Annotated in this window: 13 protein-coding genes; 8 read left to right on the top strand and 5 right to left on the bottom strand. The window is 69.0% G+C overall.

The window, feature by feature from the left end; genetic code table 11:
- Nucleotides 1-6: 6 nt before the first annotated feature.
- From AC1D2O_RS29780 to AC1D2O_RS29765, 4 genes are all read right to left on the bottom strand, one after another.
- Nucleotides 7-1290: a metal-dependent hydrolase family protein gene (locus tag AC1D2O_RS29780; RefSeq protein ID WP_478087817.1), complete on the bottom strand. Its 1284-nt coding sequence runs from the start codon at nt 1288-1290 to the stop codon at nt 7-9.
- Nucleotides 1291-1302: 12 nt separating this feature from the next.
- Complete coding sequence (locus AC1D2O_RS29775) at nt 1303-2595, bottom strand: metal-dependent hydrolase family protein (protein WP_478087816.1); 1293 nt, start codon at nt 2593-2595, stop codon at nt 1303-1305.
- A 176-nt stretch (nt 2596-2771) separates the two neighbouring features.
- Nucleotides 2772-3569: an alpha/beta fold hydrolase gene (locus AC1D2O_RS29770; protein WP_478087815.1), complete on the bottom strand. Its 798-nt coding sequence runs from the start codon at nt 3567-3569 to the stop codon at nt 2772-2774.
- Nucleotides 3570-3572: 3 nt separating this feature from the next.
- On the bottom strand, nt 3573-4439 hold the full coding sequence (locus tag AC1D2O_RS29765; protein ID WP_478087813.1) for a fumarylacetoacetate hydrolase family protein: 867 nt from the start codon (nt 4437-4439) through the stop codon (nt 3573-3575).
- 170 nt (nt 4440-4609) lie between these two features.
- On the opposite strand from AC1D2O_RS29765, the gene AC1D2O_RS29760 reads away from it, so the two are divergent.
- From AC1D2O_RS29760 to AC1D2O_RS29745, 4 genes are all read left to right on the top strand, one after another.
- Entirely contained in the window at nt 4610-5317 is a 708-nt protein-coding gene (locus AC1D2O_RS29760) for a TetR/AcrR family transcriptional regulator (protein ID WP_478087812.1), read from the top strand.
- A 17-nt stretch (nt 5318-5334) separates the two neighbouring features.
- The gene (locus AC1D2O_RS29755) at nt 5335-6204 is read left to right on the top strand and encodes an alpha/beta hydrolase (protein WP_478087811.1); all 870 of its coding nucleotides are present in this window, start codon (nt 5335-5337) and stop codon (nt 6202-6204) included.
- Between the two features lie 54 nt (nt 6205-6258).
- A complete protein-coding gene (locus AC1D2O_RS29750; RefSeq protein ID WP_478087809.1) occupies nt 6259-7890 on the top strand; it encodes a long-chain fatty acid--CoA ligase in 1632 nt (543 codons plus the stop codon).
- A 102-nt stretch (nt 7891-7992) separates the two neighbouring features.
- Entirely contained in the window at nt 7993-9645 is a 1653-nt protein-coding gene (locus tag AC1D2O_RS29745) for a sigma 54-interacting transcriptional regulator (RefSeq protein ID WP_478158364.1), read from the top strand.
- A gap of 21 nt (nt 9646-9666) precedes the next feature.
- On the opposite strand, the gene AC1D2O_RS29740 is transcribed toward AC1D2O_RS29745, so the two are convergent.
- Nucleotides 9667-10170 (bottom strand): MarR family winged helix-turn-helix transcriptional regulator, encoded by a 504-nt coding sequence (locus tag AC1D2O_RS29740; protein ID WP_478158376.1) that lies wholly within the window; start codon nt 10168-10170, stop codon nt 9667-9669.
- Between the two features lie 139 nt (nt 10171-10309).
- Here AC1D2O_RS29740 and badH point away from each other — a divergent pair, with 139 nt between their 5' ends.
- The 4 genes from badH (at nt 10310) to aliA (ending at nt 14824) form a co-directional block, all read left to right on the top strand.
- Nucleotides 10310-11077, top strand: a complete 768-nt coding sequence (badH, locus tag AC1D2O_RS29735; RefSeq protein ID WP_478087806.1) for a 2-hydroxycyclohexanecarboxyl-CoA dehydrogenase — start codon at nt 10310-10312, stop codon at nt 11075-11077.
- A gap of 41 nt (nt 11078-11118) precedes the next feature.
- Nucleotides 11119-11901 (top strand): 2-ketocyclohexanecarboxyl-CoA hydrolase, encoded by a 783-nt coding sequence (badI, locus tag AC1D2O_RS29730; RefSeq protein WP_478087804.1) that lies wholly within the window; start codon nt 11119-11121, stop codon nt 11899-11901.
- Between the two features lie 85 nt (nt 11902-11986).
- Nucleotides 11987-13138 (top strand): cyclohexanecarboxyl-CoA dehydrogenase, encoded by a 1152-nt coding sequence (aliB, locus tag AC1D2O_RS29725; protein ID WP_478087802.1) that lies wholly within the window; start codon nt 11987-11989, stop codon nt 13136-13138.
- Between the two features lie 42 nt (nt 13139-13180).
- The gene (gene aliA / locus AC1D2O_RS29720; RefSeq protein ID WP_478087800.1) at nt 13181-14824 is read left to right on the top strand and encodes a cyclohexanecarboxylate-CoA ligase; all 1644 of its coding nucleotides are present in this window, start codon (nt 13181-13183) and stop codon (nt 14822-14824) included.
- The last annotated feature ends 30 nt before the right edge of the window (nt 14825-14854 follow it).

The raw sequence follows: 14854 nt of genomic DNA, 5'->3' as shown, positions 1-14854 counted from the left end.
GGCGGCTCACGCGGCATGCTCCCAGGCTCGCTGCGAAGCGATCGCCGGCGCCTTGGCGAACTCGCCGTCCTTCATCACCGCGAGGATGCGCTTCGGATCGCGCAGGATCGACAGGTTGGCGAGCGGATCGCCGTCGACCAGCAGCAGGTCGGCCAGGTACCCGTCCCTGACGACGCCGAGCTCATCGGGTCTCATCATGATCTGGCCGCCGTAGAGCGTCGTCGACCGGATCGCCTCCATCGGCGTGAAGCCGAGGTACTTGACGAAGAACTCGAGGTCCCGCGCATTCTGGCAATGCGGCGTGAAGGCGAATCCGTAGTCGCCGCCCGGCAGCACGCGAATGCCGCGCCGGTGCATCTTCTGCAGCGAATCGATCGCGGCTTCCCACTCGATCTCGTAGCCCATGCCGACCGCCATGTCGTGCGTGATGCCGTAGGGCTCGGCCTCGTGCAGCATGGCATAGAGGATCGCGATGCCCGGGGCGACGAAGACGCGGTCCTTGGCGGCCTCGAGCAGGTCGAGCGCCTCGTTGTCGACGAAGCTGGCGTGGTAGATCAGGTCGATGCCGTGGCGCAGCGCCTGCTTCACGCTGTCGGAGGAGCGCGCATGCGCAATGCCGCGCTTGCCGCGGATGCGCACCTCGCGCATGGCGGCCGCGACCTCCTCGTCCGACATCCAGGTGGTCTCGGCGGGCGACTGGGGCGTGAAGTTGTCGCCCGACAGATTGATCTTGATCGAGTCGACGCCGTATTTGAGGAACAGGCGCACGGCCTTGCGCATCTCTTCGGGGCCGGAGATGTTGACGCCGAAGCTGAACTCGGGGAAGGGCAGGTGCGGCAAGGTCTCGTCGCCGAGGCCGCCCAGCACGGTGATCTCCTGGCTCGCCGCCAGGTAGCGCGGGCCGGGGATCTGCCCGGCATTGATCGCGTTGCGGATCACGACGTCGAGCCGCGGCTTGGCGCAGGCGGCGCCGACGCACGAGGTGAAGCCGGCCTCGAGGTAGCGCCGCGCGACCTTGGCGCACCACAGCACGTGCTCCTCGAGCGGCAGGGTCTGGATCTCGGCCAGCGTGGCGGCGTCGTTCCACGAGAAATGCGTGTGTGCCTCGCACATCCCGGGCATCAGCGTGGCACCGGCGCCGTCGATCACCGTCGCGCCGCCCGGCGCGATCGGCGCCGTGCTGCGGCCGACCTGGCGGATCCGGTTGCCGCGCACCAGCACGCTGCCGGAATAGGGGTTCTGCCCCGTGCCGTCGAGGATGCGGACGTTGGTGAAGACGACGTCAGCCATGCTCTTCTCCTGTCAGGCCGTGGCCCAGCGCGTGGTGCGCGCCGAGCGCACCGGCGGCGCGCGGTGGAACTCGCCGTCCTTCATGACGGCCATGATGCGGGCCTTGTCCTGCAGCACCGTGATGTCGGCGAGCGGGTCGCCGTCGATCAGCAGGATGTCGGCCAGGTAGCCTTCCCGGATGTAGCCGATGACCTTGCCCATGCGCATCATCGGACCGCCCCAGGCGGTGGCCGACAGCAGGGCTTCCATGGTGCTCATGCCGACGTGCCTGACGAAGTACTCGAGGTCCTTGGCGTTGGTGCCGTGCGGCGTCCAGGCAAAGCCGTAGTCGCCGCCGGGCAGGATGCGGATGCCTCGCTTGCGCATCGCGCGCATGCTCTCGACGGCCGCCTCGAGCTCGCGGTGGTAGCCCATCTTCCGGGTCACCTCCTCGGTCAGGCCCCACGGGCTCGCGTGGTGGCAGGTGTTGATGAGCCAGGCCAGGCCCGGCGCGATGAAGTGCTCGGTCTTGTGGGCCTCGAGCATGTCGAGCGCCTCTTCGTCGGTGAAGCTGGCGTGGTAGATCACCTCGATGCCCTGCTTCACGCACTGCTTGATGGCCCAGGTGGAACGCGCGTGCGCGGCCACGCGCTTGCCCCAGGCCTTGGCCTCCTGCACGCAGACGGTGACCTCTTCCTCGGTGAACTGGCTCATCTCGCTCGGCATGCCGGTGATCGATTCGCCGGAGAGATTGATCTTCACGGAGTCGACGCCGTACTTGGCGAACATGCGCACGCAGCGGCGCATCTCCTCGGCGCCGCTGACGATCGCGCCGAAGGCGAACTCGGGCTGCGGCAGGTGCGGCCGGGTGGTGTCGCCCAGGCCGCCGGGCACGGTGATCTCCTGGCTGGCGGCGAGGTAGCGCGGGCCGACGATGGTGCCGTCGTTGATCGCATTGCGGATCACGACGTCGAGCCTCGGCTTGGCCGCCGCGGCACCGACGCAGCTGGTCCAGCCCATGTCCAGGTAGCGCTTCGCCACTTGGGCGCACCACAGGATGTGTTCTTCGGGCGGCATGCGCTGGATGGCGTCGAGGCTGGGCTGGTCGTTCCACGAGAAATGCGTGTGGGCCTCGACCATGCCCGGCATCAGGAAGGCGCCGGCGCCGTCGATCACCTGCGCGCCCGAGACCGGCGCCGATCGTTCGCCGTACCCGGTCTTGACGACGCGGGCGATGCGGTTGCCCTGCACCAGCACGTCGCCGGTGAAGGGCGCTTCGCCGCCGCCGTCGAAGACCCGCACGTTGGTGAACAGCACGTCGGCCATGTCAGTGCCCGCCCGGCCGCCCGAAGGGCACTGAGCGCCCCCTCGGGGGGCAGCGATACACGAAGTGATGAGCGTGGGGGCCAACGATCTCTTGCCCGCCCGGCCGCCCGAAGGGCACTGAGCGCCCCCTCGGGGGGCAGCGATACACGAAGTGATGAGCGTGGGGGCGTTTCATCTCAGCTCCTTGCCTGTGCCGCGAGGAAGTCGCGCAGCTCGCGCTGGCACTCGTCGGGGCGCTCGATCGGGGTCCAGTGGCCGCAGCGCGGCAGCACCACGACGCGCCGGCTGGCGGCGCGGTGCAGCCGCTCGGCCATGGCGCGCACCGCCTGCGGCGGCGCCACGCCGTCTTCGTCGCCGGTCACCAGCAGCACGGGCGCCTCGATCTGCTCGACCGCGGCCGCCTGGGCGCCGGCCAGCGCTTCGCAGCTGCGGGCGTAGGCCTCGCCCTCCTGGCGCATCAGGCTCTCGCGCACGAAGGCCACCGCCACCGGCAGGCGCTGGCGGGTGTCGGCCGAGATGGCGCCCTGCAGCAGCGCCTGGGTGATCTCGTGCATGCCGGCGGCGCCTTCGCGCGCCTTGGCCGCCCGCGCGGTCATCGCCGCGCGGGCGGCGTCGGGCGGCGCGATCAGCGGGCCGAACAACGCCACGCTCGCGACCCGCTTCGGATGCGCGGCGGCGATGTGCTGGCAGACGATGGTTCCCATCGAATGGCCGACCCAATGGGCGCGCCCCACCTTCAGCCGCTCGCAGACGTCGAGCAGCGTCTCGACGTAGCGCGCGATCGACAGCGCGCCCTCGGCCCGCTGCGAGCGGCCGCTGCCCGGCAGGTCGACCCGGATCACCCGGTGCCGCGCCATCGCCGGCATCAGGGGCTGGTAGGTGTTGGTGCTGCCGCCGAGTCCGTGCACGCAGACGATGGCCGGGCCTTCGCCTTCCTCTTCCACCGCGACGCGGTCGATCATTTGAAAGCTCATGGCCTACTCGAACCGGTTCTCGATGACACCGACGCCGTCGATCTCGATACGGACCACGTCGCCCGCCCTCAGCCATTGCGGCGGCTTCAGTCCCATGCCCACGCCCGAGGGCGTGCCGGTGGCGATCACGTCGCCGGGGTACAGCGTGATACCGCGCGAGCAGGTCTCGATCAGCGTCGGGATGTCGAAGATCATGTCGCGCGTCTGGCCGTCCTGGCGCAGCGCGCCGTTGACCCAACCGCGCACGCGGGTGGCGCGGCCGTCGAGCTCGTCGGCGGTCACGATCCACGGGCCCATGGGGCAGAAGCTGTCGAAGCTCTTGCCCAGGTCCCACTGCTGGTGGCGCATCTGGACGTCGCGCGCCGTGACGTCATTGACCACCGTGTAGCCGAACACATGGTCCATGGCGTGGGCCGCGAGAATGTCGCGCCCGCCGCGGCCGATGACGACGGCGAGCTCCGATTCGTAGTCGATCTGGATCGAGGCGGCGGGCGAGGGCAGGCGCACCGCGTCGTACGGACCGACGACGCATTCGCCCAGCTTGCCGAAGACGATCGGCCAGGGGTCGGTCTCGGGCATGGCGGCGCGGAACACCGAGCCGGCGAGTTCGGCCGCATGCGCGCGGTAGTTGCGCCCGACGCAGAACAGGCTGCGCAGCGGACGCGGCAGCGGGGCGCGCAGCGTGATCACTTCGACCGGCAGCCGCGTGCCGGAAGGCTGCGGCAAGGGCTCCCCGCGTGCCAGCGCCTGGATCAGCGGCAGGGCGCCGAGCGATGGGTCGCGCGCGCCCAGCGGCGTGGCCTCCCGCCCGTCCGGCGAGATCGTGCCCACGTGGTCTCGTCCACCCCAATTCCAGCTGGCCAAGCGCATCGACTTTGTCTCCATATCGCCCCGGGGTCCTGCCGGTGTGCACCGGCTGCCTCGAAGTCTTGGAAGTCATGTTTGAGACTTGCGTCTCAAATCGGGATGGCTGCATCATACGATCCGGCATCCGCTGTTCACAATAGACCCCGAGCCCGTCCAAGCCCCGTACAAACCCCATGGCGCGACTGAAACACAAGCTGAGCGAACCGCCGACTCCGCCCGAACGCGGCGTCAGGGCCGCCACGTTCCGGCTGCTGCTCGATACCGCCATGGCCATCATCCAGGAGAGCGGTCACATCCCCTCGGTGGCCGAGGCCGCGGCGCGCGCGAAGGTGTCGCGCGCCACCGCGTACCGCTACTTCCCGAGCCGCAGCGCGCTGGTCACCGCGGTGATCGACAGCTCGCTCGGGCCGGTGCGCAAGCTGGCTTCCGCCAACCCGAACGGGCGCGACCGCGTGCACGAGTTGTTCCTGCAGACCTTTCCGCGCTTCAAGGAATTCGAGGCGCAATTGCGCGCCGCCGCCCAGCTCTCGCTGGAGCAGTGGGGGCTGGAGCGCGCCGGGCTGCTGGAAGAGGAGCCCTACCGGCGCGGCCACCGCGTGCGCATCCTCGAACACGCGATCGAGCCGCTGGCACCGCTGATGCGCCCGGCCGTGCGCGACCGGCTGCACCACGCCCTGTCGGTGGTCTACGGCATCGAGCCTTATGTGATCCTCAAGGACATCTGGGGCCTGGGCGATCGCGAGGTCGAGCGCACCGCGCTCTGGATGGCCGACGCCCTGATCGACGCCGCGCTGCGCGACGCCGAGCAGAAGCCGGCCACCCGGCGCCCGGCCCGGCCGAGCGCTGCGAAGACCGTCGCGGCGGCCGCCAAGCGCAGCTGACCTCGCCAGGCAGCCACATGCCGCGTCCATCGCCCGCCTGGTTCGACGCGCAATACAACAACCGCGCTCGCATTCCCGGGCATCCCGCGATCCTGAAGCACTGGGCCGACGCCTCCGCCAGCGCGCTGGCCGGGCCGGGCTGGGTGCTCGACCTGGCCTACGGCGACGACGCCAGCGAACGGCTCGACATCCTTCTGCCGCCTCGCGCCGGAGCGCCGGTGCTGGTGTACATCCACGGCGGCTACTGGCGCGCCCTCGACAAGCGCGACCAGGCTTTCGTGGCGCCGCCCTTCGTCGAGGCCGGCGCGATGGTGGTGCAAGTCAACTACGCGCTGTGTCCGGCGGTCGGCATCGAGCACATCGCGCTGCAGCTCGTGCAGGCGCTGGCCTGGGTCTGGCGGCATGCGTCCGCGCACGGCGGCGATCGCGACCGCATCGTGGTGGCCGGCCACTCCGCGGGCGGGCACCTGGCGACGATGCTGCTGGCCTGCGACTGGCGGGCCGTGGCGCCCGACCTGCCGGCGGACCTGGTGAAAGCCGCACTCTCGATCTCGGGCCTGTACGAGCTCGAGCCGCTTCGGCACGCGCCTTTCCTGGCCGCCGACATCGGCTTGAGCGCGGCAGCGGCGCGCCGGCTCAGCCCGGCGCTGTGGCCCGCGCCGTCGCAGGGATCCCTGGTGACCGTGGTCGGCGCAGACGAGAGCGAAGAGTTCCTGCGACAGGCCGGGCTGATCGGGCGCGCCTGGGGGCCGGGGGTGGTCGTCGCCGCCGAAACCGTGCCGGGGCGCCATCACATGGACGTGCTGCACGAGCTCGCCGACCCCCGATCACGGACGCATCGGCGCGGGCTGGACATGCTCCAAATCCCTCGGACCCCTGGCCGCTGAGGCCTGCCTCGCCCTATCATGCGGCGCAATTCGCCCCGCCACGGAGACAGCCCGATGAAATCGACCATGATGCCGGTGCAGCTCAGCACCAACCAGATCCTCGATCGCGCCGGCACCTACTTCGGCGACCAGAGCGTGCTCGGCCGGCTGCCCGACAAGTCGACCTACCGCCGCAGCTACCGCGAGATCCGCCGCCGGGCCCGGCAGCTCGCGCAGGCCCTGCGCGGCAAGGCCGGCATCGCGCGCGGGGAGGCCGTGGCCACGATGAGCTGGAACCATGCCTGGCACCTGGAGTGCTACTTCGGCATCCCGGCCTCGGGCGCGGTGCTCCACACCCTCAACCTGCGGCTGTCGCCCGAGGACATCGCCTACATCATGGACGACGCCGGCGATCGCGTGCTGATCGTCGACGACGTGCTGCTGCCGATCTGGGAGCGCGTGTCGCCGCTCCTGAAGCAGCAGCCGCGCGTCATCGTCGTGCCGTTCGGCGGGGCCGCCTTGCCCGCCGGCCTGGAGAGCTACGAGGACTTCATCGAAGGCGACGCCACCGCCTACCAATACCCCGAGCAGGACGAGAACGAAGCCGTCGGCATGTGCTACACCTCCGGCACCACCGGCCGCCCGAAGGGCGTCGTGTATTCGCACCGCTCGATGGTGCTGCACGCCATCACCGGCTGCATCCCCGACCTGTTCGCGCTGTCGGCGCGCGACCACGTGATGATGGTCACGCCCATGTTCCATGCCAATGCCTGGGCCGTGCCCTTCTCGGCCATGATGGTGGGCGCCGGGCAGGTCCTGCCCGGGCCGCACCTCGGCGGCGAAGACCTGCTCGACCTGATGGAGGAAGGGCAGGTCACCATGGCGCTCGGCGTGCCGACCATCTGGATGATGATCTGGCAGTCGCTCTCGCAGCCCACGCGCGAGCGCAAGCTCGTGAAGGGCATGCGGATGCTGATCGGCGGCGCGGCGGTGCCGCAGACCATGATCGCCAACTTCGAGCAGCACGACATGCGCATCGTGCAGGGCTGGGGCATGACCGAGACCTCGCCCCTGGGCAGCGTCCCGGTCATCAAGACCGAGCACCTGGCGCTGCCCAAGGAACAGCAGCATGCGGTGCGCGCGATGCAGGGCATCGCCGCCCCGCTGGTCGAGATGCGCATCGTCGACGAGGCCGCGGGGCTCCAGCCCTGGGACGGCAAGGCGACCGGCGAGGTCCAGGTGCGCGGACCCTGGGTCACGGGCGCCTACCATGCGACGCCGAACGATCCGGGCAAGTTCACCGCCGACGGCTGGCTGCGCACCGGCGATGTCGGCACCATCGACCCCCAGGGCTACATGCACCTGGTCGACCGCAGCAAGGACATGATCAAGTCGGGCGGCGAATGGATCAGCTCGGTGGAACTCGAGAACCTGGCCATGGGCCATCCTGCGGTCGCCGAGGCCGCGGTGGTCGCGATCCCGCATCCGAAGTGGGGCGAACGGCCGCTGGTGGTGGTGGTGCGGCGCCCGGGCGCCGAGCTCGACGCGCCGGGGCTGCGCGAATTCCTGCGGCCGAAGCTGGCGCGCTTCCAGCTGCCAGACGACTTCGAGTGGGTGGAGGCGATTCCGAAGACCGCGACCGGCAAGTTCCTGAAGACGCGGCTGCGCGAGATGTACCGCGACCGGGTGTCGCAGTCGCCGGACTGAAGCCTCGGGCGCCGCGCCTGCCTGCCGGCCGGTGCCGTGCTGCTAGCATCGTGGACCGCGCCGGCGTGGCATCGCCACGCGGCATTCATCCAAGGAGACAACGTGGGAGAACTGCTTTCTCTCCTGCGCTTCAACGCCGGCTCCGGCCATATCTGGCTGGACGAGCAGCGCATGCTGCTGTTGCACGCGCGGGCTTTCGCCGAGCTTCGCAAGGAGCTGCTGGATTCGCTGGGCGTCGAGCGCGCGCGCGGCCTGCTGGTGCGCATGGGCTTTGCGTCGGGCCAGCGCGACGGCGAACTGGCGGTCAAGGAACGGCGCGCCGGCCTTCGCACCGAGGACGCCTTCATGCTCGGCCCGCGGCTGCATTCGATCGAGGGCATCGTGAGCGTCGAGATGATCCAGCTCGAGATGGACCTCGCCACCAAGCATTTCTTCGGCGAGTTCGTCTGGGAGAACTCCTGGGAATGCGAGGCCCACGTGGCCGACTTCGGCTACGGCGACGACCCGCAATGCTGGTCGCAGATCGGCTATGCGTCCGGCTACACCAGCGCCTTCCTCGGGCGGCTGGTCGTCTTCAAGGAGGTCGAATGCACGAGCATGGGCGACAGCCGCTGCCGGATCGTCGGGCACCCGGCGGAGGAGTGGCAGGACGAGCGCTATCTCGACTACTTCCGGCAGCACCATGTGGCCGAGCGGCTGATCGAATTCAACCTCGGGCTCGAACACATCCGCGCCCTGCAGCCGCGCCGGGAATACGACCAGAAGCTGGTCGGCGTCTCGCCGGGCTTTCGTGCGGCGTTCGACCTGTTGCGCACGGCCGCCACCAGCGCCATCACCGTGCTGCTCCTCGGTGAGACCGGCGTCGGCAAGGAACTGTTCGCCCGCTGGCTGCACGACAACGGTCCGCGCGCCAAGCAGCCTTTCATCGCGGTCAACTGCGCGGCCATTCCGGCCGAGCTGATCGAGGCCGAGCTGTTCGGGGTCGAGAAGGGCGCCTACACCGGTGCCCACCATGCGCGTGCCGGCCGCTTCGAGCGTGCCCACGGCGGCACCTTGTTCCTCGACGAGGCGGGCGACCTCCCGCCGGCCACCCAGGTGAAGCTTCTGCGCGTCCTGCAGACCGGCGAGATCGAGCGCCTCGGCGCCGATCAGCCGACCCGGGTCGACGTCCGCATCGTGGCCGCCACCAACGTCGACCTGCCGCAGGCCATGCAGGCCGGCAGGTTCAGGAGCGACCTGTTCTACCGGCTCAACACCTTCCCGATCACCATTCCGCCGCTGCGCGAACGCACGGCCGACATCCCGGCGCTGGTCGCGCGCTTCGTCGAGAAATTCAGCGCGCTGTACGGCAAGAAGCTGCGCGGCCTGACCGACAAGGCGATGCGCGAAGTGCTGAAGCACCCGTGGCCGGGCAACATCCGCGAGCTCGAGAACGTGATCGAGCGGGCGGTGCTGCTCGCGCCCGACCATGGCGACATCGACGCAGCCTGCCTGTGGAGCTCGCCCTCCGGCGCGACCAGCGGTGGTCAGATCGGCGCCGGCGGGCAGATCACCGAGGCGGAGGCCGGGACCCTGGACGCGCTGTGCGACCGGGTGCTCGAAGAGAGCATCGACATCGCCTCGCTGGAACAGCGCCTGATGCAGATGGCCATGCAGCGCGCCAAGGGCAATCTGTCGCAGGCCGCCCGGCTGCTGGGCATCACGCGGCCGCAACTGGCCTACCGGCTCAAGAAGGAAGGGCTGCCGGCGTCCTGAGGCCCTGCGGGTGCCTTGGGTTCATGGCTCCGGCACGCCACCCTGTTCATCGTCCACCCGCTGCATGTTCTCGAGGATCTTGAGCAGGTAGTGCAGGGTGTGCGTGACGTCGTTGACGGAAAAGCCGTCGAGGACTTTCTCGTAATAGCCGTGGATCTTCGGCTGGGCTTCCACCAGCCACACATGCCGTCCTGATTCGGTCATGGTGACCAGGCGCGAGCGCCGGTCGCGTCCGTCAGGCGCGGTGCCGATGTGGCCGTCGCGCTCCATCCGGCTCAGCAGCCCGGAAAGGTTCTGCCGGCTCACCTTGAGATAGCGCGCCAGATCTCCCACGCTCATCCCGTCGCTCACCGCCGCCCTGGACAGCGCGCCCAGCACCGCCCACTGCTGCGTGGTCAGCCCTTCGGCTTCGACCGCTCGGGTGCCCGTTTTGTGCAACATATTGGCACATTGATAGAGTCTGAAGAAAACGCGATTAGCAAGCTCCATACGGGCTGTTTCGCTGTTTTCATTAGGGGTAACCATGATATTTCTCGTTGAAAAATTGCTATGCAAGCGCCAGACCGGCATCCTACAATAGGTAAACACGTTGACGTAAAAGCGATCCGAACCAAGGATGCAGCCGTCAGACGATAGCAAGCTTGAAACCTGATCGGAGAACCTCATGCAAAGATTCGAAGGCAAGACAGTGGTGGTCACCGGCGGCGGTGGCGGGATTGGCGGCGCGACCTGCCGCCGCTTCGGGCGCGAGGGCGCCAAGGTGGCGGTGTTCGACCTGAACCTCGACGCGGCGGAGCAGGTCGCGGCCCGGATTCGCGCCGATGGCGGACAGGCCGAGGCCTTCCTCTGCGACATCACCGAGCGCGCCGGCGTCGATGCCGCGGTGGCCGCGGTGGCGCAGCGTTTCGGTCCGATCGACGTGCTGGTCAACAACGCCGGCTGGGACGTATTCAAGCCCTTCACCAAGACCGAGCCGGCGCAGTGGGACAAGCTGATCGCCATCAACCTCACCGGCGCCTTGCACATGCACCACGCGGTGCTGCCCGGCATGGCGGCGCGCAAGGCCGGCCGCATCGTCAACATCGCGTCCGACGCGGCGCGCGTCGGCTCCTCCGGCGAAGCGGTGTACGCCGCCTGCAAGGGCGGGCTGGTGGCCTTCTCGAAAACCATCGCCCGCGAGCATTCGCGCCACGGCATCACCGTCAACGTCGTGTGCCCGGGGCCGACCGACACGGCCCTGTTCGCCGAATACAAGGAAGGCGCGGGCAATCCCGAGAAGCTGATGGAAGCCCTCACGCGCTCGATTCCGCTGGGCCGCATCGGCCAGCCGGACGACCTGCCGGGCGCCATCCTCTTCTTCGCGAGCGATGACGCGGCCTTCGTCACCGGCCAGGTGCTGAGCGTGTCCGGCGGCCTGACCATGAACGGCTGAGCCCCGGCCTTAACCCCCCTTCAACCCACAGAGAGAACATCATGGAATTCGAAGACATCCTCTACGAAGTGCGCAACGCCGTGGCCTGGATCATCATCAACCGGCCCGAGAAGATGAACTCGTTTCGCGGCCAGACCTGCGACGAACTCATCAAGGCGCTGAACCGCGCCGGCTACGACCGCGGCGTGGGCGCCATCGTGCTGGCCGGCGCCGGCGACCGGGCCTTTTGCACCGGCGGCGACCAATCCGCCCACGACGGCAACTATGACGGGCGCGGCACCATCGGCCTGCCGATGGAGGAACTGCACGACGCGATCCGCAATGTGCCCAAGCCGGTGATCGCCCGCGTGCAGGGCTATGCGATCGGCGGCGGCAACGTGCTGTGCACGATCTGCGACCTGACGATCGCGTCCGAGAAGGCCATCTTCGGCCAGGTCGGCCCCAAGATGGGCTCGGTCGATCCGGGCTACGGCACCGCATTCCTGGCCCGCGTGGTCGGCGAGAAGAAGGCGCGCGAGATCTGGTATCTCAATCGCCGCTACAGCGGCGCCGAGGCCGTGGCCATGGGCCTGGCCAACGCGGTGGTGCCGCACGACCAGCTCGACGCCGAGGTGCAGAAGTGGGCCGAGGAGATCTGCGAGCGCAGCCCCACGGCGATCGCCATCGCCAAGCGCAGCTTCAACATGGACACGGCGCACCAGAGCGGTATCGCCGGCATGGGCATGTACGCGCTCAAGCTCTATTACGACACCGAGGAATCGCGTGAAGGCGTCAACGCCCTGAAGGAAAAGCGCAAGCCCGACTTCCGCAAGTACGCCAGGTAGAGACCCGCCCACCGCCTCGCCCCCCCCGCAACGCACGGCGCATCGCGTATCGCTTCGCGGCGCAGCGCACCCATGGAGACATGTCATGAACCCGTACCTTGACGAAGACCTGACCACGCTCGGCGACCACGCGCGCCGCTTCGCGACCGAACGCATCGCGCCCGGATTCCTGGAGCGCGACAAGAACCGCGCGCTGGATCGTCGCCTGATGCGCGAAATGGGCGAGATGGGATTCATCGCGCCGGAACTGTCCGAGGCACATGGCGGCCAGGGCATGGGTTGCCTGGCCGCCGGCGTGATCCACGAGGAGATCGCGCGCGCCGACCTGAGCATGTCCTACGTCAATCTGCTGGCCTCGCTCAACGGCCAGATCCTCTCGCAGCACGGCCAGCCCGACATCGTCAACCCGTGGCTGCGCAAGCTCACACGCGGCGAGGCGCTGCTCGCCATCGCCCTGACCGAGCCGCGCGGCGGCTCCGACGCAGCGAACCTGCGGCTGCGCGTGGAACGCGTGGGCGACGCGTACGTGATGAACGGCGAGAAGACCTCGATCTCGGCCGCCGACCAGGCCGACGCGGCGGTGGTGTTCGGCCGCACGGGTTCGGTGGAATCGGCCGCCCATGGCGTCACCGCACTGCTGGTGCCGATGGATCTGCCCGGCATCACGCGCAACCGCTTCGACTGCCACGGCCAGCGCGCGATCGGCCGCGGCTCGTTGTTCTTCGAGAACGTGCGCGTGCCGGTGAGCCACCGGCTCGGCGCCGAGAACAAGGGCTTCGTGCAGGTGATGCAGGGCTTCGACTACTCGCGCGCGCTCATCGGCCTGCAAGTCCTGGCCGTGGCCCGCGCGGCCCTGGAGGAGACCTGGGAGTACGTCGCCCAGCGCGAGGCCTTCGGCAAGCCGCTGTCGGCCTTCCAGGGCGTGTCGCACCCGCTGGCGGATTTCGACACCCAGATCACCGCCGCCCGCCTGCTGTGCCTGCAGACGCTGTGGCTGAAAGACAAGGGCGCGCCGCACACGGCCGAGGCGGCCATGTGCAAGTGGTGGGCGCCCAAGCTGGCCTACGACGCGATCCACCAGTGCCTGCTGATGTTCGGCCACGGCGGCTATGACCGCGGCGCGATGGAGCAGCGCCTGCGCGACGTGCTGGGCTTCCAGATCGGCGACGGCACGGCCCAGATCATGAAGACCATCGTGGCGCGCACCCGCGCCGGCCGCGATGCGGTGCCCGCCTGATTCCCTCGACCACAACACCGACGACAAAGAGGAGACAAGACCATGGAATTCGACGCCGTATTGCTGCCCCCGCGCCGCGCCCGGATGGTGGCGCAGGGCCTCTGGCATGACCGCACCATCAACGACGACCTCGACGCCTGCCTGGCGGACTGCCCCGACAAGCTCGCCTTGACGGCGCTCCGGGTGGAAGAGGGCGCCACCAAGCGCTTCACCTACCGCGAAATGGCCCGCATGGCCGATCGCATCGCAGTCGGGCTTTCCCGCCTGGGCGTGGGCCGCGATGACGTGGTTGCTTGCCAGCTGCCGAACTGGTGGCAGTTCACGCTGACCTACCTCGCCTGCTCGCGCATCGGCGCGGTGATGAATCCGCTCATGCACATCTTCCGCGAGCGGGAGTTGTCGTTCATGCTCAAGCACGGCGAAGCCAAGGTCGTGATCGTGCCGAAGACCTTTCGCGGCTTCGACTTCGAGCGCATGCTGGTCGACCTGCAACCGGCCTTGCCCGACCTGAAGCAGATCGTGGTGGTCGACGGCGAGGGCCCGCACAGCTTCGAGGCGCTGCTCAGCGGTCCGGCCTGGGAGAACGAGCCCGACGCGCACGACATCCTCACGCGCAGCCGGCCCGGCCCGGATGACGTGATGCAGTTGATCTACACCTCGGGCACCACCGGCGAACCCAAGGGCGTGATGCACTCGGCCAACACCGCGATGGCGAACATCATTCCCTATGCGCAGCGCCTGCGCCTGGGCGCCGGCGACGTGGTGCTGATGGCCTCGCCGATGGCGCACCAGACCGGCTTCATGTACGGGCTGATGATGCCGATCATGCTCAAGGCCAGCGCGGTGCTGCAGGACATCTGGGAGCCGAAGCAGGCGATCGAGCTGATCCGGGCCGAGAGCGCCAGCTTCACGATGGCCTCCACGCCGTTCCTCGCGGACCTCGCCAGGACCGTCGCCGAAACGGGCCGGGAGGTGCCGAGCCTGCGGACCTTCCTGTGTGCCGGCGCGCCGATTCCGGGCCCGCTGGTGGAGCAGGCGCGCCAGGTGCTGGGCACCAAGATCGTGTCCGCCTGGGGCATGACCGAAAACGGCGCGGTCACGCTGATCCGGCTGGACGACGACGATGCACGCGCCGCCTCGACCGATGGGCTTGCGCTGCCCGGCGTCGAGCTCAAGGTGGTCGACGAGCACGACAGGGCGCTGCCACCCGACCAGCCCGGACGGCTGCTGGTGCGCGCCTGCTCCAACTTCGGCGGCTATCTGCGGCGCTCGCATCTCAACGGCACCGACGCCGACGACTGGTTCGATACCGGCGACCTGGCACGCATCGATGCGCAGGGCTACATCCGCATCACCGGCCGCAGCAAGGACGTGATCATCCGCGGCGGCGAGAACATCCCGGTGGTCGAGATCGAGTCGCTGCTGTACCGGCACCCTGACATCGCCATGGCCGCCATCGTCGCCTACCCCGACGAGCGCCTGGGCGAGCGGGCCTGCGCGGTGGTGGTGCCCAGGCCGGGCCACAGCATCGACCTGCCCTCGATCGTGCAGTTCCTGAAGGGGCAGAAGGTGGCGCTCCAGTACATCCCGGAACGTCTGGTCGTGCGCGACGCGATGCCTTCCACGCCGTCCGGAAAGATCCAGAAATTCAAGCTGCGCGAGCTGCTGCGCGAGAACGCAGCCTGAGCGGCCACGCCTCACGCTTCCCACACATCC

The organism is Variovorax sp. P1_G12, assembly GCF_056405555.1.
The sequence above is the reverse complement of the archived record's forward strand: the minus strand, read 5'-3'. Positions and strand labels throughout refer to the sequence as shown.